The sequence below is a fragment of the Azospirillum sp. VT-I1 genome, assembly GCF_055698305.1.
In genome coordinates this window covers 275,064-295,505 of the sequence record NZ_CP168802.1, presented here as the reverse complement: position 1 = coordinate 295,505, position 20,442 = coordinate 275,064, and the positions used below count along the sequence as shown (strand labels likewise).

20 protein-coding genes and 1 pseudogene are annotated in these 20,442 nt (G+C 68.4%); 13 read left to right on the top strand and 8 right to left on the bottom strand.

Annotated features, from left to right (window positions below; all coding sequences use genetic code 11):
* Positions 1-113 precede the first annotated feature (113 nt).
* The 5 genes from AB8P05_RS15500 (at position 114) to AB8P05_RS15480 (ending at position 3,824) form a co-directional block, all read left to right on the top strand.
* The gene (locus tag AB8P05_RS15500; RefSeq protein ID WP_472759976.1) at positions 114-749 is read left to right on the top strand and encodes an SH3 domain-containing protein; all 636 of its coding nucleotides are present in this window, start codon (positions 114-116) and stop codon (positions 747-749) included.
* A gap of 269 nt (positions 750-1,018) precedes the next feature.
* A complete protein-coding gene (locus AB8P05_RS15495) occupies positions 1,019-1,228 on the top strand; it encodes a cold-shock protein (protein ID WP_472759975.1) in 210 nt (69 codons plus the stop codon).
* 108 nt (positions 1,229-1,336) lie between these two features.
* The gene (locus AB8P05_RS15490) at positions 1,337-1,849 is read left to right on the top strand and encodes a hypothetical protein (protein WP_472759974.1); all 513 of its coding nucleotides are present in this window, start codon (positions 1,337-1,339) and stop codon (positions 1,847-1,849) included.
* 84 nt (positions 1,850-1,933) lie between these two features.
* The gene (locus tag AB8P05_RS15485; protein WP_472759973.1) at positions 1,934-2,941 is read left to right on the top strand and encodes an AAA family ATPase; all 1,008 of its coding nucleotides are present in this window, start codon (positions 1,934-1,936) and stop codon (positions 2,939-2,941) included.
* Positions 2,931-3,824, top strand: coding sequence for a ParB/RepB/Spo0J family partition protein (locus AB8P05_RS15480; protein WP_472759972.1), 894 nt, complete (start codon positions 2,931-2,933; stop codon positions 3,822-3,824). Before AB8P05_RS15485 ends, AB8P05_RS15480 begins: the two co-directional genes overlap by 11 nt.
* 63 nt (positions 3,825-3,887) lie before the next feature.
* Here the strand turns inward: AB8P05_RS15480 and AB8P05_RS15475 are convergent, their stop codons facing one another.
* From AB8P05_RS15475 to napE, 6 genes and pseudogenes are all read right to left on the bottom strand, one after another.
* Positions 3,888-4,598 carry a cytochrome c3 family protein gene (locus AB8P05_RS15475; RefSeq protein WP_472759971.1) on the bottom strand — a complete coding sequence of 237 codons (711 nt, stop codon included), beginning with the start codon at positions 4,596-4,598 and terminating at the stop codon, positions 3,888-3,890.
* Positions 4,599-4,701: 103 nt separating this feature from the next.
* Positions 4,702-5,037 (bottom strand): annotated as a pseudogene (locus AB8P05_RS15470) (nitrate reductase cytochrome c-type subunit); the annotation flags it as partial.
* A 69-nt stretch (positions 5,038-5,106) separates the two neighbouring features.
* Positions 5,107-7,599 carry a periplasmic nitrate reductase subunit alpha gene (gene napA / locus AB8P05_RS15465; protein ID WP_472759970.1) on the bottom strand — a complete coding sequence of 831 codons (2,493 nt, stop codon included), beginning with the start codon at positions 7,597-7,599 and terminating at the stop codon, positions 5,107-5,109.
* 53 nt (positions 7,600-7,652) lie between these two features.
* The gene (locus AB8P05_RS15460) at positions 7,653-7,949 is read right to left on the bottom strand and encodes a chaperone NapD (RefSeq protein ID WP_472759969.1); all 297 of its coding nucleotides are present in this window, start codon (positions 7,947-7,949) and stop codon (positions 7,653-7,655) included.
* Positions 7,939-8,451, bottom strand: coding sequence for a ferredoxin-type protein NapF (gene napF / locus AB8P05_RS15455; protein ID WP_472759968.1), 513 nt, complete (start codon positions 8,449-8,451; stop codon positions 7,939-7,941). Before napF ends, AB8P05_RS15460 begins: the two co-directional genes overlap by 11 nt.
* Positions 8,452-8,465: 14 nt before the next feature.
* Positions 8,466-8,693, bottom strand: a complete 228-nt coding sequence (gene napE, locus AB8P05_RS15450) for a periplasmic nitrate reductase, NapE protein (protein ID WP_472759967.1) — start codon at positions 8,691-8,693, stop codon at positions 8,466-8,468.
* A 270-nt stretch (positions 8,694-8,963) separates the two neighbouring features.
* Here napE and AB8P05_RS15445 point away from each other — a divergent pair, with 270 nt between their 5' ends.
* The 8 genes from AB8P05_RS15445 to AB8P05_RS15410 all read left to right on the top strand — a co-directional run bounded on the left by AB8P05_RS15445 (position 8,964) and on the right by AB8P05_RS15410 (position 18,363).
* Complete coding sequence (locus AB8P05_RS15445; RefSeq protein WP_472759966.1) at positions 8,964-11,243, top strand: 4Fe-4S binding protein; 2,280 nt, start codon at positions 8,964-8,966, stop codon at positions 11,241-11,243.
* Between the two features lie 88 nt (positions 11,244-11,331).
* The gene (nosZ, locus tag AB8P05_RS15440) at positions 11,332-13,281 is read left to right on the top strand and encodes a TAT-dependent nitrous-oxide reductase (protein WP_472759965.1); all 1,950 of its coding nucleotides are present in this window, start codon (positions 11,332-11,334) and stop codon (positions 13,279-13,281) included.
* Between the two features lie 269 nt (positions 13,282-13,550).
* Positions 13,551-14,909: a nitrous oxide reductase family maturation protein NosD gene (locus AB8P05_RS15435; RefSeq protein WP_472759964.1), complete on the top strand. Its 1,359-nt coding sequence runs from the start codon at positions 13,551-13,553 to the stop codon at positions 14,907-14,909.
* Positions 14,906-15,832 carry an ABC transporter ATP-binding protein gene (locus tag AB8P05_RS15430; protein ID WP_472759963.1) on the top strand — a complete coding sequence of 309 codons (927 nt, stop codon included), beginning with the start codon at positions 14,906-14,908 and terminating at the stop codon, positions 15,830-15,832. The genes AB8P05_RS15435 and AB8P05_RS15430 overlap by 4 nt, the downstream gene beginning before the upstream one ends.
* Positions 15,829-16,653: an ABC transporter permease gene (locus tag AB8P05_RS15425; protein ID WP_472759962.1), complete on the top strand. Its 825-nt coding sequence runs from the start codon at positions 15,829-15,831 to the stop codon at positions 16,651-16,653. Before AB8P05_RS15430 ends, AB8P05_RS15425 begins: the two co-directional genes overlap by 4 nt.
* On the top strand, positions 16,653-17,183 hold the full coding sequence (locus AB8P05_RS15420; protein ID WP_472759961.1) for a nitrous oxide reductase accessory protein NosL: 531 nt from the start codon (positions 16,653-16,655) through the stop codon (positions 17,181-17,183). The genes AB8P05_RS15425 and AB8P05_RS15420 overlap by 1 nt, the downstream gene beginning before the upstream one ends.
* On the top strand, positions 17,183-18,181 hold the full coding sequence (locus AB8P05_RS15415) for an FAD:protein FMN transferase (RefSeq protein WP_472759960.1): 999 nt from the start codon (positions 17,183-17,185) through the stop codon (positions 18,179-18,181). The genes AB8P05_RS15420 and AB8P05_RS15415 overlap by 1 nt, the downstream gene beginning before the upstream one ends.
* A 17-nt stretch (positions 18,182-18,198) precedes the next feature.
* Positions 18,199-18,363 (top strand): twin-arginine translocase TatA/TatE family subunit, encoded by a 165-nt coding sequence (locus AB8P05_RS15410; RefSeq protein WP_310115551.1) that lies wholly within the window; start codon positions 18,199-18,201, stop codon positions 18,361-18,363.
* Positions 18,364-18,524: 161 nt separating this feature from the next.
* On the opposite strand, the gene ubiV is transcribed toward AB8P05_RS15410, so the two are convergent.
* Together ubiV and ubiU are read right to left on the bottom strand one after the other, a co-directional pair.
* On the bottom strand, positions 18,525-19,421 hold the full coding sequence (gene ubiV, locus AB8P05_RS15405) for a ubiquinone anaerobic biosynthesis protein UbiV (protein WP_472759959.1): 897 nt from the start codon (positions 19,419-19,421) through the stop codon (positions 18,525-18,527).
* Between the two features lie 29 nt (positions 19,422-19,450).
* Entirely contained in the window at positions 19,451-20,437 is a 987-nt protein-coding gene (gene ubiU / locus AB8P05_RS15400; protein ID WP_472759958.1) for a ubiquinone anaerobic biosynthesis protein UbiU, read from the bottom strand.
* Positions 20,438-20,442: the final 5 nt, after the last annotated feature.

The following is a 20,442-nucleotide window of genomic DNA, read 5'->3' as shown; positions in this document are numbered from 1 at the left end:
AAACCTCAAGTTAACTTCAGGTCAAGCGGAAATGCCGGACCATCGCCGATGGATCATCCGCCCCGTGCCGCGCGTTGTTCGCAAAACGGTGCGACCCAGCGGGAGGAGCGGTCATGTCACGCAAGACGATCATGGTCCTGGTTGCGATCCTCGGATCGGCAGGAATGCCGGTGCCGCCGGCTTTGGCAGCCTCGGGCGACGTCCATGCAGTGGTGGGGGAGAAGGTGAATTTGCGCGCAGGCCCCTCCGACGACGCGGCGGTCCGATCCACCGTCGCGCGCGGCGAGGAGGTGGTGGAGTTGAGGCGCGACGACAACTGGCTGGGCGTCCGGGTGCTGCGCACCGGGGAGGAGGGCTGGCTGTTCGCCGATCTCGTCAAGCGGCAGAGCGCCAGCACGCTGGGCGGCGGCGACGCGGCCCCGGCCCAGGCCGGCTTCGGGCGGCTTTCCCCCGGCTTCGACAGTCTGGTCGCCGGCATCAGCGAACAGCTCGGCTACCGGTTCGCCGACAAGGTGGAGCAGTCCGGCAACGGCACCCTGCGCGTCGTGCCCACCCAGGAATGGACGTACAACACCAGCCGCGACGCCAAGATGTTCGCCGCACTGGCCCTGTACCAGATGTGGAAGAACTACAACAACGGGCGCCCGGTGACGATGACGCTGGGACCCCAGGGCCCGGCCGCCATCACCATCGCGGACGCCGCGAAGGGGCCGGAGCTGACCGGTCCGATACTGAACTCGGCACGCTGACGACGGCCGGGGCGCGGCGGGCAGATGAAATGTCGGCGGGAGAAAAAAATGCGGGACTTGGAATGTCCTACTCGCTGCCGGAAAAAATAAAATCGATGACCGTTCAGGGATTTTCCTTGCAATCGCGGGGACAAGCGCCCAGGTTCTTTTGGTCGAAGTTGCTCTGGGTTAAGTGTTTTTCAGCTCTCTGAAGGCTGAACTTCCTGCCTTTTGTGAGTTTGATGCCTGGCTCATGTTGAGTCCGGCAACACGGGAAAGGACACTGCCCCATGGCTACCGGTACTGTTAAGTGGTTCAATTCGACCAAGGGTTTCGGGTTCATCCAGCCGGAAGACGGCTCCGATGACGTCTTCGTCCACATCTCGGCCGTCGAGCGTGCGGGGATGGGCAGCCTGAACGAGGGCCAGAAGCTGTCGTTCGAGTCCGTCCGCGATCCGCGCCGCGGCAAGGTTTCGGCCGAGAACCTGCGTGCGCTCTGAGCGCTGCGGACCGGCGCGATCCTGACGCGATCCAGAAGGGCGGCCTCGGGCCGCCCTTTTGCTTTTCGCCCCCTGCAGTTTTCTCCCCGATCAGAGGCCGGAGTGGGCATGCCACAGAAGAAAGCAGTCCCGACGCCGCCCGCCGGCTCCGCCGATCCCTGGATGCGCGTCGCCCATATGGCCGGACGGCTGGCCGCCGGCAGCGGCACCGCCAGCTCCTCGAACCCGCACCCGCCCGACAGCGGTCAGGCACGGTGCTGGTCCGCCGGCTGGGACAGCACCGCGCCTGCACCGGCCACCCGGCAGGACGGCCGCCAGGACCGCCCGCGTCATGGGCCACAACCATCGTCCCCTTCCCCGCAACCGAAGCAGGATTGCAGCATGATCGACCTGATCGACCGACTCCCGGCCATGGCCGACGCCGACCTGACCACGTTGGCCTCCAACGCCGAACGGCTCGCCCTCAGCGGAACGCCGAAGCAGCGGACGGCCGCCGACGCCGCCCTGCCCGCCATCCGGGCGGAGGTCGCGGCGCGCAAGGAGAAGCTGGCCGCCCTTCCCTCTACCCGCGCACCGCGCCGCAGCCGCAAGCCGGCGGCGGGAGTAGACGCTCCCCAGTAGATGGAACGCCCGCAGCCACGGCATTCTTGACCGGCGTAGCGTCTACTTCTACCCTCCCGCCCGGCTCATGTCGGGGAGGTGACGGTGAAGGGCGAGGAGTTGCGGAGCTACCGCGAGGCGAAAGGGCTGTCGCAGTCCGAATTCGCCGTCTGGCTGAACGAACGGCTGCAGCGCCGCTACGACAAGCAGAAGGTCAGCCGGTGGGAGAATGACGCCGAACGCATCCCGGCGGCGCTCGGCACGCTGATCAAGCGCGACACCGCCGGGGTGGACCGGCAGGGCGGCCCGGCGCTGGTCGTCGTCGTGGCGAACCAGAAGGGCGGTTGCGCCAAGACGGTATCCGCGGTCAACATCGCCTCCGCCCTCGCCCTTCAGGGCTATGCGACGATGCTGATCGACTGCGATCCGCAGGCCAACGCCACGCAGCATGTCGGCATCGACTCCTACACGCTGGAGACCGAGGCGAAGACCCTCTACTACGTCATGCACGGCGACCTGGAGCTGCGGGACATCCTGGTCACGGTGGAGGAAAGCGGGCTGCGGGTCGCGCCCTCCTCCATCCGGCTGGCCGAGACGGAGGTGGAGCTGGGCAGGGAAGCCGGCGGCGACTTCATCATGAAGGAGAAGATCGCCGCGGCGAAGCGGACCTTCGACTTCATCGTCATCGACACGCCGCCCAACATCGGCGAGCTGACGAAGAACGCCATGGTGGCCGCCCACACCGCCATCATCCCCTGCCAGACAGAGAAGTTCAGCCTGCTCGGCATGGCGTTCCTGCTGGAGAACGTCGCCAAGATCCGGCGCCGGATGAACACCGCCCTGTCGGTGCTGGGCATCGTGCCCACGATCTACAAGCAACGCGAACGCAACGACCGCGAGGTCCTGGAACAGATCCGGGAACAGTACGGCCCCCATCTGCGGGTGTTCGATCCCGTGCCCAAGGCGTCGGTCTATGCCCAGGCGACCTCGGTCGGCCGCGCCGCGGTGGAGGCGATGCCGGACGTCGCCGGCGCCGCCGTCTACCGCGACGTCGCCGCCGCCCTGGTCGAGGAACGCATGATCCGCATGAAGGAGGTCGAACGTGTCGCGTAGTCTGCTGGGCAAGGCGCAGAAATCGGCCCAGAGCGCCAACACCACGGCCGCCGCCCGCGTGAAGGACGCGCTGTTCGGCCTCAGCCGCCACGCCCCCCATCTGGTCGAAGTGCCGCTGGACCGCATCGCCCCCAACCCGAACCAGCCCCGGCGCGAGTTCGACGAGGAGGATCTGCGGGGGCTCGCCGCCTCCATCGACCGCCACGGACTGCAGCAGCCGATCGGCGTCCGGCAGATCGCCGACGACCAATGGCAGCTGGTCTATGGCGAGCGGCGGCTGCGGGCGATGAAGCTGCTGGGACGGGAGAGCATCTTCGGCATCCTCTTCACCGGCGACGACGACGAGGAGATCGCCATCGTCGAGAACCTGCAGCGGAGCGACCTGAACCCGCTGGAGGAATCCGACGCCCTGTTCCGGCTGGCGGAGCGGCATGGCTATTCGCACCGGCAGCTTGCCGACGCGCTGGGCCGCAAGAAGACCTACGTCACCATGATGCTGTCCTTCCAGCGTCTGGCGCCGGCCATCCGCGCCGACTATGCCGCCTTCCGCCCGACCAAGGCGAAGCTGGAGGCGCTGGCGGCGATCGAGGACCGCGACGAACAGGTCCGCGCCTGGGAGAAGCTGAAGCGGTCGGAGGCGGGCGCGGCAGCTTCCCCCGGCTCGACGCCTGCCGGGTCGGCGGAGACCAGGCGTGCGACCGTCAGCGCGCCGGCCGGCATCGCGTCCAGCGCGCTGCCCAAGCGGGCGGCGAAGCCGGTGTTCCAGGCGCGGGACGTGTTGAAGGAGTTGCAGGAAAAGCCGCAGCCGCTGTCGGAGACCGACCGTCAGGCATTGCAGGAGATGCGGGCCGCCATCGACGCGGTGCTGGCGGCCTCCCGCTAAGACCGGTCGGAATCCGACCACCGCGCGCGGTTCAGGCGGGCGGTCGGATTCCGACCGGCAGAGTCACCGGGCGGCGGGGGCGGCCAGGGCCAATCCGCCGTCCGGTCCGTCATCCGCCCCCGCGCCGGCCAGCCAATGGCCGATGGGCTTCTGCGGGTTGTCCGACGCCTCGCTCCAGCCCGGCGGAACGCCCTGCATGTCGGGCAGCCGGTGGGCGATGCCCTTGTGGCAGTCGATGCAGGTGCGCTCCCCGCTGAACAGATACTGTTCGTGGATGCGCGCCGCCCGGGCTCCCTGCTTGGTGATGTCCATGGAATCGGCGCTGTGGCAGTTGCGGCATTCCAGGCTGTTGTTGGCCTTCAGCCGCGCCCATTCATGCTCCGCCAGTTCCCGGCGCATGGCGACGAACTTGTCGCGGGTGTCGATGGTGCCGAAGATCTTGCCCCAGACCTCCTTGGACGCCTGCATCTTGCGGGCGATCTTGTCGGTCCATTCATGCGGGACATGGCAGTCGGGGCAGGTCGCCCGCACGCCGGAGCGGTTGGTGAAGTGGATGGTCTGCTTCAGCTCCTCATAGACGTTCGACTCCATCTCGTGGCAGCTGATGCAGAAGGCTTCGGTGTTGGTGGCCTCCAGCGCGGTGTTGAAGCCGCCCCAGAAGATCACCCCGGCCAGGAAGCCGCCCAGCGTCAGGAAGCCCAGGCTGAGGGTGCGGCTGGGGCGGGAGATGGTCTGCCACGCGCGCCGCAGCACGCCCGGAATGCGCCCCGTCATCGGCGGTCTCCCCGTCGGACGGCCGGCTGACCAGCGTGTCGAGATCGGTGAAGGTGTTGGGCACGATGGGCTGCGCCGTCGTCTGCGGCACATGGCACTGCATGCAGAAATAACGCCGCGGCGACACGGCGCCCAGCGTCTGGCCGTCACGGTCGACGTAATGGGTGATGCTGACCATCGGCGCCTGCACCGCCTCGGTGAAGCGGCGGCTGTGGCAGGTCAGGCACTGGTTGTTGTTCAGCGTGATCTGGTAATCCCGGACATTGTGCGGGATGACCGGGGGCTGTTCGGGATAGTTGCGGGCGACCCGGCGGTCGTCGGTGACGTCGGGCGGGATCGGCGGCGGAGTGATCTGCTCGACGAAGTTCACCGGCGGCCGGAAGGGCGAGTCCAGCCGGCGCGGTTCGGCATTACCACCGGCGCTTTGGGCCGACAGCATGGCCGGCACGAGGAAGGGCAGCACCGCCAGGGCGGCGAGGTGGTGGGGACGCATGGCTCAACTCCTCCCTCAGACCGCGACGATCTTGACGGCGCACTTCTTGAAGTCGGACTGCTTGCTGATCGGGTCGGTGGCGTCCAGCGTGCATTTGTTGATCAGCCGGGCGGAATCGAACCAGGGCACGAAGACCACGCCGCGCGGCGGCTTGTTGCGCCCGCGCGTCTCCACCCGCGTCTGCATCTCGCCGCGCCGGGACACCACCTTCACCTCCGACCCGCGGCGCAGGCCGCGCGCCCTGGCGTCGTCGGGATGCATGAAGACCAGCGCCATCGGCATCGCCTTGTACAGCTCCGGCACCCGCATGGTCATCGACCCGCTGTGCCAGTGCTCCAGCACGCGGCCCGTCACCAGCCACAAGTCGAAATCCTTGTCCGGTTCCTCGGCCGGCGGCTCGTAGGGGAAGGCGAAGATGTTGGCCTTGCCGTCCGGGTTGCCGTAGAAGCGGACGTCCTCGCCCGGCTTGACGAAGGGGTCCAGCCCCTCGCGGTAGCGCCAGCGCGTCTCCTTGCCGTCCACCACCGGCCAACGCAGGCCGCGCACCTGATGGTAGGTGTCGAAGGGCGCCAGATCATGGCCGTGGCCGCGGCCGAAATCGGCATATTCTTCGAACAGGCCCTTCTGGACGTAGAAGCCGAAATGCTTCGCCTCGTCGTTGGCGTACTCGGCATTGACCTCCGACAGGGGGAAACGGTCGACGTTGCCGTTGCGGAACAGCACGTCGAACAGCGACTTGCCGCGATAGGAAGGATTGGCATCCAGCACTTCCGCCGGCCACACCTCGTCCGTGGTGAAGCGCTTGGAGAACTCCATCAGCTGCCAGAGGTCGGAGCGCGCCTCGCCAGGCGCGTTGACCAGCTGGTGCCAGAAATGGGTGCGGCGCTCGGCATTGCCGTAGGCACCCTCCTTCTCCACCCACATCGCGGCCGGCAGGATCAGGTCGGCGGCCGAGGCGGTGACGGTGGGATAGGCGTCGGACACCACGATGAAGTTCTCAGGGTTGCGGTATCCGGGATAGGTCTCGTTGGAGCTGTTGGGGGCGGCCTGGAGGTTGTTGTTCACCATGATCCAGTAGGCGTTGAGCTTGCCGTCCTTCAGCATGCGGTCCTGCTGGACGGCGTGGTAGCCGACCTTGGCCGGCAACAGCCCCTTGGGCAGCTTCCAGGCCTCCTCGGTGTGGGCGCGGTGGGTAGGGTTGGCGACCTGCATGTCGGCGGGCAGGCGGTGGGCGAAGGTGCCGACCTCGCGCGCGGTGCCGCAGGCGGAAGGCTGGCCGGTCAGCGAGAAGGGGCTGTTGCCGGGTTCGGAAATTTTCCCGGTCAGCAGATGGATGTTGTAGACCATGTGGTTCACCCACACGCCACGGACATGCTGGTTGAACCCCATGGTCCACAGCGACATGACCTTGGTCTTCGGGTCGGCATACATCTCGGCCAGCGCCAGCAGCCGCTCCTTCGGCACCTTGGTCAGTTCGGCGGTGTAATCCAGCGTGTAGGTGCTGACGAACTTGGCGAAGGCATCGAAATCGATGGGCTTGGAATCCGCCGGGTCCTTGGCGTTGGCCGCCCGCACCTCCAGCACGCTTTCCGGCCGCAGGCCATAGCCGATGTCCTTCTGCCCCAGGCGGAAGTTGCAGTGCTTCTCCACGAACTCCCTGTTCACCCGATTGGTCTGGATGATGTGGTTGGCGATGTAGTTCAGGATCGCCAGATCGGTCCCCGGCTCGAAGATCATCGGGATATCGGCCAGCTCGAAGCTGCGATGCTCGAAGGTCGACAGCACCGCCACCTTCACATGGCTGTGCGCCAGCCGGCGGTCGGTGATGCGCGTCCACAGGATGGGGTGCATCTCCGCCATGTTGGAGCCCCAGAGGACGAAGGCGTCGGCATGCTCGAAATCGTCGTAGCAGCCCATCGGCTCGTCCATGCCGAAGGTGCGGATGAAGGCGACGGCGGCCGACGCCATGCAGTGGCGGGCATTCGGGTCCAGGTTGTTGGTGCGGAAGCCGGCGCGCATCAGCTTGGACGCGGCATAGCCTTCCCAGATCGTCCATTGGCCGGAGCCGAACATGCCGACGGCGTCCGACCCCTTGGCCTTCAGCACGCGCTTCCACTGGCTGGCCATCTCGTCGAAGGCGCGGTCCCAGGAGACCGGCAGGAACTCGCCGTCCTTATGGTACTTGCCGTCGCGCATGCGCAGCAGCGGCTGGGTCAGGCGGTCCTGACCATACATGATCTTGGACAGGAAATAGCCCTTCACGCAGTTCAGGCCACGGTTGACCTCCGCCTGCATGTCGCCGTGGGTGGCGACGACGCGGTTGTCCTTGGTCGCCACCATCACGCCGCAGCCGGTGCCGCAGAAGCGGCAGGGCGCCTTCGACCATTTCAGCGCCGTGTCCTCGCCCGCCACCAGGGAACTCTGGGCGGACGCCGGCAGGCTGATGCCGCCCGCGGCGGCGGCGGCGGCCACCGCCTGGGCCTTGATGAAGTCGCGACGGTCCAACATGGGCGTCCTCCTTGTTCTTCTGGCGTTCGGTTCAGGCGGGCAGGCGAGCTGGATCAGGGGTCGGAAGACGCCGCTCCGTCCCAGCGGCCGACATGGTGGAAGACCATGACCGCGGAGAACACGCCGTCCAGCAGGTGCAGCGCCGTCATGCGGTCGGCGATCCAGCCCTCATGCGGCCCCTCGACGGTGACCACCATCTTGCCGGTCTGTTCGATGTGCAGTTCGGTCCCGGGCATCGCCGCGATGGCCGCGCGGACCGTCGGCTGCCGGTCGGGCCTTACATGCAGCAGAAGCGAGGCGAGGTGGCGTTCGCCGGCAGTCGCCGGTCCGGTGGCGTCATCAAGCGGCATGGGCCGGGCTCCCGGTCTGGTGGGTGAGGGTGACGGCGCCGGACGGGCAGGCGGCGACGCAGGCGCCACAGCCGGTGCAGGCGGACTCGTCGATGCGCGCGTGGGCGGCCCCGCCCGGCGTCGGCTGGAAACGGATCGCCCCTTCCGGGCAGGCGTCCTGGCAGCTGCGGCACACCACCCGCTGCACCGCGAGGCAGTTGTCCGCTACTCCGGGGTGGAGTGACCAGGGCGGCGCCTTGCGGTCAAAGATCGGCTCGGCGCAGGCATCGGCACAGGCGCCGCAGAAGCTGCATTCGCCACGCGTGAAGTCGATTTCCGGATAGCCGCCGTCGCCCGCGCGCAGGATCGCCTCCGGACAGGCGTCGGCACAGGCGCCGCAGCGGGTGCAGAGCCCGGTGAAGTAATCGGGACGCGACCAGGGCGGATGGATCGGCGCGGGACCGGTTGCCGGCCGTCCCCGCAGGAAGCCTCGCCGCCCCCGGTCTATGGCATCGTCGGCCATGGGACCGGCCCCCGTCAGACCGGCGGCGGACCGGGCGGCCCCAGGATCAGTTGCGACATCCACACGATGAAGCCATAGCCGCCGACCACCGCGACCGACAGCACCGGCCAGATGAACACCGCCAGCACCAGGAACATCGCGATCTCGCGCTTGCGGGTTCCGGGATCGACCGATAGGCGCGGGTCGGCAGAGATAGGGGCATCGGCGTTGCGGGCTGGGCTGGTCTGCCGGGCTACGCTCATGGGATGCGGCCTTCTGCTTTATCTCGGGCTGACCGTTCCAACCGAAAATTGCCGAAAACGTCTCGCTGTGGGACCTTGCCCCTTGGGGGTATGCCGTCGGGGGAAGCTCATCCGAAGGTGCCGCCCACCTCCCATTGAAATCTGCCGAACTGCACATTTTCCCGGCAGCCCGGCCCCGCTCTTGACCGCGGTCAAGACGCCTTCCGCCGCCAAGCGCTTTCATCCCGGTCAGACACTAAGCCAAAAGGCAAAAGCCGGAGGAAGGCCGTCGTGAGGTTCACGCGCTTACAACGCTGGGTAGGATCGGCCATCGTCGCCGTCCTGCTGCTGCTGACCGGGATCGCCGCGGCGCATGCCGCCGACAGCGGCCGGCTGCTGCCCTATCTGGCGAAGCTGCAGCCCGCCGACCTAGTGCCCGGCGCCGACCGCTTCGGCCAACCCGCCCCCGATGCCCCCACCGTCCCCGTCTACAAGGGCGACGCCGTGGTCGGCCATGCCTATCTCACCTCCGACTTCGTCAACACCACCGGCTATTCGGGCCGGCCCATCGACGTGGTGGTCGGGCTGACGCAGGACGGCACGGTGACGGGCGCGCGGCTGATGGATCATCACGAGCCCATCGTGCTGATCGGCATCCCGCCGGCCCGCATCAACGGCTTCATCGACGGCTATGTCGGCAAGAACGTGCTGGCGCTCGCCACCCAGAGTGCGGCCAGCCCGCCGGTCGACATCGTCTCGGGCGCCACGGTGACGGTGATGGTCATCGGCGATTCCATCATCCGCTCCGGCAAGAAGGTGATGCAGTCCCTCGGCAAGGCGGCGGCGGACGCCGCCCCCACCGTGACCAAGACCATCGACCTGTCGAAGGACGCGGTGGAGGATTGGCCGACCCTGATCGGTGACGGCTCGGTCCGCCGCCTGACGCTGACGGTGGGGGAGGTGAACGCCGCCTTCGAGCGCACCGGCAAGGCCGAGGCCATTGCCCGCCCCGAGCCGGGCAACCCCGACGACACCTTCATCGACCTCTACGCCGCCCTGGTGACCATCCCCACCATCGGCCGCTCGCTGCTGGGCGACGCGGAGTACGAGGCGCTGACCAGACGCCTGAAGCCCGGCCAGCAGGCGGTGCTGGTGGCGGGGCAGGGGCGCTATTCCTTCAAGGGGTCGGGCTATGTCCGCGGCGGCATCTTCGACCGCGTCGAGATGGTGCAGCATGAAGGCTCCATCCGCTTCCGCGACAAGATGCACAAGCGCATGGGCGGCGTCGCCGCGGCCGGCGCCCCCGATTTCCCGGAAGTCGGCCTGTTCGTGCTGCCGGAGGGCACCGAGTTCGATCCGGCCGAACCATGGCGCCTGCAGCTGCTGGTGCAGCGGGCAATCGCGGCGCTGGACAAGGTGTTCGTCACCTTCGACCTCGGCTACCAGCCGCCGGACAAGTATCTGAAGACCGAAAGGCCGGCTGCCGCCACTCCCAACCAGTCCGCCACCCACAGCGCCGCCATCCAGGCCGCCGGCGCGGCGGAGGCGGAGGACGCAGCCGAAACGCCGCTGTGGCAGCGCATCTGGCAGAACCGGCAGGTCGACATCGCCATCCTGTCCGCCGCCATCCTGCTGCTGACCGGCATCTTCTTCTTCCAGGACCAGCTGACGAAGCGCCCGGCGCTGTATGAGCGGGTGCGGACGGCTTATCTGGTCTTCACCCTGGTCTGGCTCGGCTGGTACGCGACGGCCCAGCTGTCGGTGGTCAATGTCCTGACCTTCGCCAACGCGCTGCGCACCGATTTCCGCTGGGACTATTTCATGATGGACCCGCTGGTGTTCATCCTGTGGTTCTCGGTGGCGGCGTCGCTGCTGTTCTGGGGGCGGGGCGCCTTCTGCGGATGGCTCTGCCCGTTCGGTGCCCTGCAGGAGCTGGCGTCGAAGGCGGCCAAAAGGATCGGCATCCGCCAGATCGCCGTGCCCTTCGCCCTGCACCAGCGCCTGTGGCCGATCAAGTACATCATCTTCCTGCTGCTGTTCGGCTTCTCGCTGCAATCGCTGGCGACGGCGGAAAAGGCCGCGGAGATCGAGCCGTTCAAGACCGCCATCATCCTGCATTTCATCCGCGACTGGTGGTTCGTGGCCTTCGCCGTGGCGCTGCTGGCGGCCGGCCTGTTCATCGAACGCTTCTTCTGCCGCTATCTCTGCCCGCTGGGCGCGGCGCTGGCGATCCCCGGCCGGCTGCGGATGTTCGACTGGCTGCGCCGCTACAAGGAATGCGGCAGCCCGTGCCAGCGCTGCGGCAACGAATGCCCGGTTCAGGCCATCCACCCCGACGGCACGATCAACCCCAACGAATGCATCCAGTGCCTGCACTGCCAGATGCTCTACCACCACGACCGCAAATGCCCGGTCATGATCCAGAAGCGGCAGAAGCGCGAGAAGTGGCAGGCCGCCGAGGCCAAGGCTGCGGCGGAGAAGAAAGCCGCCGCCCAACCTGCCGCCCGCGCTGCCGTGGCGACCGCCGACCCGGCCACCGGCCGGCTGACGATCCGGCCGCACGGAACCTGACCGCCATCCCCCTCTCATCCCCATAACCGGACCCGGCCGCAACGGGTCCCATGACAACCCCGAAGCGGGGTCAGCGAAGGAGCAGACCATGTCGAACGAGACGAACAACACGGCAGGCGTCAACCGCCGTGCCCTTCTGGGCGGAACGGCGAAGGCGGCGGCGCTCGCCGGCCTGACCGGCGCCGTGGGCGGTGCCGCCGCCGGCGGCATTGCCGGGAACGCGCTGTTCGGCGCCTCCGCTGCCCTGGCGGCGACCCCGCAGGCCGGCCACCAGAGCGTCGAGGTGAAGCCCGGCGACCTCGACGAATACTACGTCTTCCATTCCGGCGGCCATTCCGGCGAGGTCCGCATCATGGGCCTGCCGTCGATGCGCGAACTGATGCGCATCCCGGTGTTCAGCCGCTGCTCCGCCACCGGCTGGGGCCTGACCAACGAAAGCCGCAAGATCCTCACCTCCAACCTGACGGCGGAGACCAAGTCCTTCCTCGCCAAGCGCGGCGGCGAGTATTTCAACGGCGACCTGCACCACCCCCACATGTCCTTCACCGACGGGACCTATGACGGGCGCTACATCTTCGCCAACGACAAGGCCAACAGCCGGGTGACGCGCATCCGCTGCGACATCATGAAGCCGGACGTCATCATCGAGGTGCCGAACGCCTCGGCGATCCACGGCCTGCGCCTGCAGAAATACCCGCGCACCGGCTATGTCTTCTGCAACGGCGAGCAGCGCGTGCCGACGCCAAACGACGGCAAGATCCTGGACGAACCGAAGAAGTACCGCTCGCACTTCACCGCCATCGACGGCGACACGATGAAGATTGCGTGGCAGGTGTGGGTCGACGGCAACCTGGACAACACCGACGCCGATTACCAGGGCAAATACGTCTTCTCGACCTGCTACAACTCCGAGGAAGGTGTGACGACGGCGGAGATGACCGCCAACGAGCAGGACTGGCTGGTTGTCTTCAACATCAAGCGCATCGAAGAGGCGGTGAAGGCCGGCAAGGTCGAGGTCATCAACGGCGTGCCGGTGGTGGACGGCCGTCACGGCGGCCCCTACACCCGCTACATCCCGATCCCCAACAGCCCGCACGGCGTCAACACCGCGCCCGACGGCATCCACGTCACGGTGAACGGCAAGCTGTCGCCGACCGTCTCGGTGATGGACGTGCGCAAACTGGACGACCTGTTCGACGACAAGATCAAGCCGCGCGACGTGATCGTCGCCGAACCGCAGGTCGGCCTCGGCCCGCTCCACACCGCCTATGACGGGCGCGGCAACGCCTACACCACCCTGTTCCTCGACAGCCAGGTGGTGAAGTGGAACATCGACAAGGCCAAGCGCGCCTTCAAGGGCGAGAAGGTCGATCCCATCGTCCAGAAGCTGGACGTGCATTACCAGCCGGGCCACCTGCATTCCTCCATGGGCCAGACCAAGGAGGCCGACGGCAAATGGCTGATCGTGCTGAACAAGTTCTCCAAGGACCGCTTCCTGAACGTCGGCCCGCTGAAGCCGGAGAACGACCAGCTGATCGACATCTCCGGCGACGAGATGAAGCTGGTGCATGACGGCCCCACCTTCGCCGAGCCGCACGACACGCTGATCGTCCACCGCTCCAAGGTCAGCCCGAAGAGCGTCTACACCCGCGACGACAAGATGTGGGAGGACGCCCGCATCCAGGCCAAGAAGGACGGGGTGGACCTGGACAACGACACCAAGGTGATCCGCGACGGCAACAAGGTCCGCGTTTACATGTGGAGCCGCGCCCCGGCCTTCGGCCTGGAGGAGTTCACGGTTCGCCAAGGCGACGAGGTGACGGTCTACATCTCCAACATGGACGATGTGGACGACCTGACCCACGGCTTCACCATGACCAACCACGGCGTCTGCATGGAGATCGGCCCGCAGCAGACCGCATCGGTGACCTTCACCGCCGACCGTCCCGGCGTGCACTGGTACTATTGCCAGTGGTTCTGCCACGCCCTGCACATGGAAATGGGCGGCCGCATGCTGGTCGAACCGCGTTCGACCTGATCGCTCCGAAGACCTCCCTCTCCCGCCCCGGGAGAGGGCATGGAGCCGACGGCCGAAGGCCGGACGACTGCAAAGCAGTCGTAGGCGTAATGCGGTCGCGAGACTTGCGAGCGACCGCGGGGCCCAAGCGAAGCTTGGGAAGGGTGAGGGGTAGCGCAAGACTCCCGAACCGCATGGTTCCTTGCCCCCCTCACCCTCCCGCCTTCGGCGGGTCCCTCCCTCTCCCGGGACGGGAGAGGGGCTTTTCCCCACCCAAGGACGTAGCCACCATGCTCCTCCGCACGGCGACCCTCCTCGGCATGGCCCTGCTCGCCACCCCGGCGCTGGCTGCGACCGTCGCGGTCGCTCCGGGCGGGCTGACCGCCGCCATCGCCACGGCCGCGCCGGGCGACACACTGCGCCTCGCCGCCGGCCGGCACATCGGCCCGGTGACCGTGGACAAGCCGCTGACCCTGGAGGGCGAACCCGGCGCCGTGCTGGAAGGGGACGGCAAGGGCAGCATCCTCACCGTCACCGCCCCCGACGTGACGATCCGCGGGCTGGAGCTGCGCAACAGCGGCACCAGCCTGTTCGACCAGCATTCCGGCATCTTCCTCGGCAAGACCGCCAAGCGGGCGGTGGTGGAGGACAACCGGCTGCGCGACACGCTGATCGGCATCTATGTCTGGGGCGCCGACGACAGTCTGGTCCGCCGCAACGACGTCGGCGGCCGCACCGACCTGCGCGTGTCGGAGCGCGGCAACGGCATCCAGATCTGGAACGCGCCGGGCACCCGCGTGCTCGACAACAGCGTTCACGACGCCCGTGACGGCATCTTCACCACCACATCGCGCAAGAACCTGTTCGCCGGGAACCGCTTCGAACGGGTCCGCTTCGCCGTCCACTACATGTACACCAACGACTCCGAGGTGTCGGGCAACCTCTCGCTCGGCAACGGCGTCGGCTACGCCATCATGTATTCCAACAACCTCGTGATCCGGGGCAACCGCTCCGTCGCCGACCGCGAGCATGGCTTCCTGCTGAACGCCGCCAACAGCGCGGTGATCGCCGACAACAGCGTCGCCGGCCGCTTCGCCGGTGCCGTGTCCGATAGCGGCGAGGCGCTGGCCGACAACGACATCCCCCGCGACAGCGAGGCGATGAGCGACCGGCTGCGCAGCGGCACCTGGAAATGCGTCTTCATCTACAACGCCAACAAGAACCGCTTCACCGGCAACCGGTTCGAGGGCTGCGAGATCGGCGTGCATTTCACCGCCGGGTCGGAGCGCAACAGCATGACCGGCAACGCCTTCATCGGCAACCGCACTCAGGTCAAATATGTCGGCACCCGCTATCTCGACTGGTCGGAGAAGGGGCGCGGCAACTACTGGTCCGACAACGCCGCCTTCGACCTGAACGGCGACGGCATATCCGACGAGCCCTATCGCCCCAACGACGTGGTCGACCGCGTGATGTGGGCCTATCCGGCGGCCAAGCTGCTGATGAACAGCCCCGGCGTCCAGGTGATCCGCTGGGCGCAGAAGCAGTTCCCGGCCCTGCATCCCGGCGGCGTGACCGACAGCGCCCCGCTGATGGCGCCTCCCCCCATGCCCGCTCCGCTTCAGACTGCCGAAAGGAAACAGCCATGACCGACTTCACCGCAGAGGTGCAAGGCGTCACCAAGCGCTATGGCGAGACCGAGGCGGTGCGCGGCGTGGACCTGACGCTGGCGCCCGGCGAATGCGTGGCGATGGTCGGCCACAACGGCGCCGGCAAAAGCTCCCTCATCAAGCTGATGCTCGGCCTGACCACCCCCAGCGAGGGCCGCATCCGCGTGCTGGGCGGCGACCCGGCCAGCGCCGCCTGTTCCCCCATCCGCCGCCAGATCGGCTTCCTGCCGGAAAACGTCGCCTTCCACCCCAACATGACCGGGCGGGAGACGCTGGACTTCTACGCCCGGCTGAAGGGCGCGCCGCGCCGCGGCAACGACGCCCTGTTCGAGAAGGTCGGGCTGGAGCCCGCCGCGATCAGGCGCCGCGTCTCCACCTATTCCAAGGGCATGCGCCAGCGCCTAGCGTTGGCCCAGGCCCTGCTCGGCGGCCCGAAGCTGCTGTTCCTGGACGAGCCCACCACCGGCCTCGACCCCGCACTGCGCCAGAGCTTCTATGCCATCGTGGCGGAGTTGCGCGACAAGGGGACCACCGTCCTGCTGTGCAGCCACGCCCTGACCGAGCTGGAAGGGCAGGCCGACCGCGTCGTGGTGATGAACCGGGGCCGCAAGGTCGCCGACGGCTCGCTCGCCACCCTGCGCAGCCTCGCCCAACTGCCGGTGCGCATCCGCCTGACCCTGCCGACCGGCGACATCGACGCGCTGGCCGCCAGAGTAGGGGAGGGCGCCGCGCTCACCCGTCTGGCCGGCGGCGTGGTCGAACTGGCCTGCGCCAACGACGACAAGGTCGGTCTGGTGCGCCGCATCGCCTGCGACGGCCCCACAGTTGCCGACATCGAGATCGTCCAGCCCAGCCTGGACGAGATGTACGCCCATTTCCTGCGCCGGGAGGCCGCCGAATGAACACGCTGCTCATCATCGCCGGCAAGGAACTGCGCGAGGCGACCCGCAATCGCTGGGTCGTCGCCACCACCCTGCTGATGGCCGCCCTCGCCCTGACGCTCAGCTTCCTGGGATCCGTCCCCACCGGCACGGTCGGCGTCGGCCCGGTGGAGGTCACCATCGTCAGCCTGTCCAGCCTGACCATCTTCCTCCTTCCCCTGATAGCATTGCTGCTGTCCTTCGACGCGGTGGTGGGGGAGATCGACCGCGGCACCATGACCCTGCTGCTGTCCTATCCGGTGGCGCGCTGGCAGCTGCTGCTCGGCAAGTTCCTCGGCCATGCCGCGGTGATCGCGCTGGCGACCGTGGTCGGCTATGGCGCCGCCGGCGTGGCGCTCGCCATGGGCGACACCGCCATCGGGCATGAGAGCTGGCGCGCCTTCGCCTCGATGATCGGATCCAGCGTGATGCTGGGTGCCGCCTTCACGGCGCTCGGCTATCTCGCCTCCACCATCGTGCGCGACCGCGGCACGGCCGCCGGCATCGCGGTGGCGGTGTGGCTGGGCTTCGTCCTGCTCTACGACATGGCGCTGCTCGGCCTGCTGGCCGGGGGTGCAGGCATCGGGGTGGAGGCGCTGAACTGGCTGCTGCTCGCCAACCCGGCCGACGCCTACCGCCTGTTCAACCTGACCGGCTTCAAGGGCGTCAGCACCTTCGCCGGCACCACCGGCCTTGCCGCCCATGTCCAGCTGTCGGTCCCGCTGCTGCTGGCGGTGATGGCCGGCTGGATCGCCGCCCCGCTGGCGCTGGCCGCCGCCCTCTTTTCGAGGAAGCAGATCTGATGCGCACCATCCCCATCCTTTTCGCCGCCGCGCTGCTGCTGTCGCTGTCGGCCTGCAAGCAGGACAAGGCGGACCTCGCCCCGCCGCCGCCCGCCACCCTGACCGCCGACGCCGTCGGCCATTACTGCGGCATGAACCTCGCCGACCATCCCGGTCCCAAGGGCCAGATCCTGGTGAAGGGGCAGCAGCGGCCGATCTGGCTGTCGTCGGTGCGCGACACCTTCGCCTTCACCATGCTGCCGGAGGAGCCGAGGGAGATCAGCGCCATCTACGTCACCGACGTCGGCAAGGCCAAGGACCCCGCCGCCCCCGACCTGACCGTCTGGGTGGAGGCGCGCAATGCCTGGTACGTTCTGGGCAGCAAGCTTCGCGGCGGCATGGGCGATGCCGAACCCTATCCCTTCGCCGAGGAAGCCGCCGCCCGCGCCTTCGCCGCCGCCAATGGCGGCACGGTCCAGCGCTTCGCCGAGGTGCATGAGGACCAGATCCTCACCCCGCCCGCCGGCCCCGTTGCCGAGGGAGGCCACTGATGAGCATCGCCGTCTCCCGCCGCCGTGTCCTCGCCATCGGCGCCGCCGCCGCCGGCCTGTCGCTGCTGCCGCACCGGCTTCTGCGCGCTGGGGGCGTGCCCGTCCGCGTCTGGCGCGGCGTGGCGCTGGGGGCGGACGCCAGCCTGACCATCGCCCATCCCGACCCGGCCGAGGCCGACCGCCTGATCGCGCTGAGCCTGGAGGAGGTCGCCCGGCTGGAGCGCGTCTTCAGCCTCTACCGTGCCGACTCCGCCCTGCGCCGCCTCAACCGCGACGGTTCGCTGGAGGCGCCGCCGACCGATCTCGTCCGCCTTCTGGCCCAGGCCGCCGCCTTCGGCCGCAGCACCGGCGGCGCCTTCGATCCCACGGTCCAGCCGCTCTGGCAGCTCTATGCCGGCCATTTCGGACGCGCGAACGCCGACCCCGCCGGCCCGCCGGACGCCGTGATCCGCGCCGCCCGCGCCCTGGTCGATGTCCGCGCACTGCGGGTGGAGCCCGACCGCATCGCCTTCGACCGCCCCGGCATGGCGGTGACGCTGAACGGCATCGCCCAAGGCTACATCACCGACCGGGTGACCGAGCGGCTGAAGGCCGAGGGCATGGAGCATGTGCTGGTCGACATGGGGGAATTGCGGGCGCTCGGCCATCACCCCTCCGGCCGTCCCTGGACCGTCGGGCTTGCCGATCCCGCCGACCCCGACCGCATGGCCGAGACGCTGGAACTTGCCGAGGGCGCGCTGGCGACCACCGGCGGCTACGGCACCCGCTTCGACGCCGCCGGCCGCTTCACCCACCTGTTCGACCCCGCGAGCGGCGCTTGCGCCGCCCATTGGCAGGCGGTTACGGTACAGGCACCGGACGCCACGACGGCCGATGCCCTGTCGACCGCGCTTTCGGTGGCGCCGGAGGATCGGGTGCCGGCCATCCTGGCAGCCCATCCCGGCGTCACCGCCCGCTTCACCCACCCCGACGGCCGCATCCTGCGGCTGCCCGCCTGAGAGATCGGATCATCGTCATGGGAAGCTTCAGCCTGTTCCACTGGGCCATCGTTCTGCTGGTCGTCCTGCTGCTGTTCGGCGCCGGCAAGCTGCCGTCGGTGATGGGCGACTTCGCCAAGGGCATCAAGAGCTTCAAGTCCGGCCTGAAGGACGAGGAGGAGGAGCGCAAGCCGATCGCTTGATGGGGGAGGGGGCGGCGCTTGCCCCCTCCCTAACCCTCCCCGCCTTCGGCGGGAGAGGGAACTCCGCCGCTTCGGCGGTTAGGTTACGCCGACAAGCGTTCTACCCCCTCTCCCGCGAAGCGGGGAGGGATGGGGAGGGGGCACCAGCCGCACCCACACCCTCACGCCACCCGCAGCGCCCCCGCGGTGTCGTGGTAGAACCCGTTCACCAGCGGCGCCCCGATCAGCCCGCCCAGTTCCGCCGCCACCTCGGCGCCGTCGCGCTTGCCGTCCAGCACCGCGCGGAACGCCTCGGCCACCCGCACCATGTCCATCGCCTGCGGCGATAGGCGGAAGCGCGAAACACCCATTTCCACCAACGCAGGCAGTTCCGCCGTCAGGCACAAACACCCGTGCGACATCGTCTGCGTGCCGTTGACGGTCAGGAAGGGCTGGCCGTCCATCGTCGTCACCGGCAGCCCGTCCGGGTCGTTGCCGCAGACGAACTGGCAGCCGTCCTTGTGCAGCCCATGGGCGCGCGCGTGATAGCACCGCGCCGAGATGGCCAGCGGCGCCCGGCCCCAGGCCTGCACCTCCACCGCCACGCCCAGTTCCCGCCCGGCCTTTGCCAGCGCCGAGACGGTCGCCGCCGGCAGCTCGGCCGGCAGCGACACCGCCACCGCCCCGCGCTCCGCCATCCAGGCCAGCGTCGCCTCATTGTAGACGTTGATCGTCGGGCCGACGGCGTGCGGGCGCCCCGCCAGCAGGGCCAGCGCGCCCATGTCGTTCGCCTCGACAATCCCGACATCGGCGGACACCAGATCGCGCATCGCCGACCGTTCGCGTTCGCTGCCGACCAGGATCGGGCTGGCGAGCCAGACGGTCTTGCCGGCGGCGCTTAGGCGTTCGATCACTTCCCCCATCGCCTCGGCGAAGAAGGGCGCCCGCTTGAAGCAGACGATCTCGCCGACGACCACCGTGTCCACCGGCGCCTCGTCGGCGATGCGGGCGTAGAAGTCGCGCCAGCGGTCGACCGGCCAGTTGAACAGCACCGGCCCCAAAGTGAGTGACGCAGTCATTCCGTAATGCTCCTTGCCGCCCGACGGGCTCAGCGCCAGGCGCGGGTGTAGGCGCCGGTGGTCTGGGTTCCGCCCTCCACCATCGCCTGCAGGTCGATGTGCGGCACCGGCCGGCCGGCGGCGAAGCTGTCCAGCGCCTCGCGATAGGCGCGGACGACGGCACCGATATAGGCCTTGCCGCGCTGCCGCCCCTCGATCTTCAGCGCGTGGACGCCGGCCGCCTTCAGCTCGGGCAGCAGGTCCATGGCGTTCAGGCTGGTCGGCTCCTCGAACAGGTAGGCAGGCGCGCCGCCGGCGACGAAGCGGCCCTTGCACAGGGTCGGGTAGCCGGCCGGCTCGCCCTCGCCGAACACGTTGATGGTGAAGTCGCCCAGCGTGGAGGCCAGCGCGCCGCCGCGCTGCTCGTAGCGGACATGGCTGGCCGGCGAACAGACGCCCTGCTTGTTGGGCGACAGGCCGGTGGCGTAGGAGGACAGCGAGCAGCGCCCCTCCGCCATCGGGCAGAGGCCGCCGAAGACGAACACCTCGGTCTCCACGTCGATCTCGGCGTTCAGCTTGGCGATCTCCGGCACCGTCAGCACGCGCGGCAGCACGACCCGGCGCACCCCGAAGGCGTCGCGGTACAGCCGGATCGCCTCCACATTGGCGGCCGACGCCTGGACCGACAGGTGCAGGCGCAGGTCGGGATGGCGCTTGGCGGCATAGGCCAACAGGCCCGGATCGGCCAGGATGACCGCATCCACCTTCAGCCGCGCCGCATCGTCCACCGCCTTCTGCCAGGGGCCGAGATTGCCGGCCTGCGGATAGGTGTTGATGGCGACATAGACCTCCACCTTGCGGGCGTGGGCATAGTCCACCGCGTCGGCCACATCCTGCCGGGTGAAGTTCAGCCCCGGAAAGTTGCGGGCGTTGGTCTCGTCGCGGAAGCCGAGATAGACGGCATCGGCCCCGGCATCGACGGCGGCGCGCAGGGCGGCCGGGGTGCCGGCCGGGCAGATCAGTTCGAAATTGTCCATGGTCC

What these genes read in the sequence shown, in the direction of transcription:
- napE (WP_472759967.1), bottom strand. Translation starts at nt 8,693, where the DNA reads ATGAGCGTAGCCCGGCAGACCAGCCCAGCCCGCAACGCCGATGCCCCT.
- AB8P05_RS15495 (WP_472759975.1), top strand. Translation starts at nt 1,019, where the DNA reads ATGGCTACCGGTACTGTTAAGTGGTTCAATTCGACCAAGGGTTTCGGG.
- AB8P05_RS15410 (WP_310115551.1), top strand. Translation starts at nt 18,199, where the DNA reads ATGGGAAGCTTCAGCCTGTTCCACTGGGCCATCGTTCTGCTGGTCGTC.
- napF (WP_472759968.1), bottom strand. Translation starts at nt 8,451, where the DNA reads ATGGCCGACGATGCCATAGACCGGGGGCGGCGAGGCTTCCTGCGGGGA.
- AB8P05_RS15415 (WP_472759960.1), top strand. Translation starts at nt 17,183, where the DNA reads ATGAGCATCGCCGTCTCCCGCCGCCGTGTCCTCGCCATCGGCGCCGCC.
- AB8P05_RS15425 (WP_472759962.1), top strand. Translation starts at nt 15,829, where the DNA reads ATGAACACGCTGCTCATCATCGCCGGCAAGGAACTGCGCGAGGCGACC.
- nosZ (WP_472759965.1), top strand. Translation starts at nt 11,332, where the DNA reads ATGTCGAACGAGACGAACAACACGGCAGGCGTCAACCGCCGTGCCCTT.
- AB8P05_RS15475 (WP_472759971.1), bottom strand. Translation starts at nt 4,598, where the DNA reads ATGACGGGGCGCATTCCGGGCGTGCTGCGGCGCGCGTGGCAGACCATC.
- AB8P05_RS15500 (WP_472759976.1), top strand. Translation starts at nt 114, where the DNA reads ATGTCACGCAAGACGATCATGGTCCTGGTTGCGATCCTCGGATCGGCA.
- AB8P05_RS15435 (WP_472759964.1), top strand. Translation starts at nt 13,551, where the DNA reads ATGCTCCTCCGCACGGCGACCCTCCTCGGCATGGCCCTGCTCGCCACC.
- napA (WP_472759970.1), bottom strand. Translation starts at nt 7,599, where the DNA reads ATGTTGGACCGTCGCGACTTCATCAAGGCCCAGGCGGTGGCCGCCGCC.
- ubiU (WP_472759958.1), bottom strand. Translation starts at nt 20,437, where the DNA reads ATGGACAATTTCGAACTGATCTGCCCGGCCGGCACCCCGGCCGCCCTG.
- AB8P05_RS15490 (WP_472759974.1), top strand. Translation starts at nt 1,337, where the DNA reads ATGCCACAGAAGAAAGCAGTCCCGACGCCGCCCGCCGGCTCCGCCGAT.
- AB8P05_RS15430 (WP_472759963.1), top strand. Translation starts at nt 14,906, where the DNA reads ATGACCGACTTCACCGCAGAGGTGCAAGGCGTCACCAAGCGCTATGGC.
- AB8P05_RS15420 (WP_472759961.1), top strand. Translation starts at nt 16,653, where the DNA reads ATGCGCACCATCCCCATCCTTTTCGCCGCCGCGCTGCTGCTGTCGCTG.
- AB8P05_RS15460 (WP_472759969.1), bottom strand. Translation starts at nt 7,949, where the DNA reads ATGCCGCTTGATGACGCCACCGGACCGGCGACTGCCGGCGAACGCCAC.
- ubiV (WP_472759959.1), bottom strand. Translation starts at nt 19,421, where the DNA reads ATGACTGCGTCACTCACTTTGGGGCCGGTGCTGTTCAACTGGCCGGTC.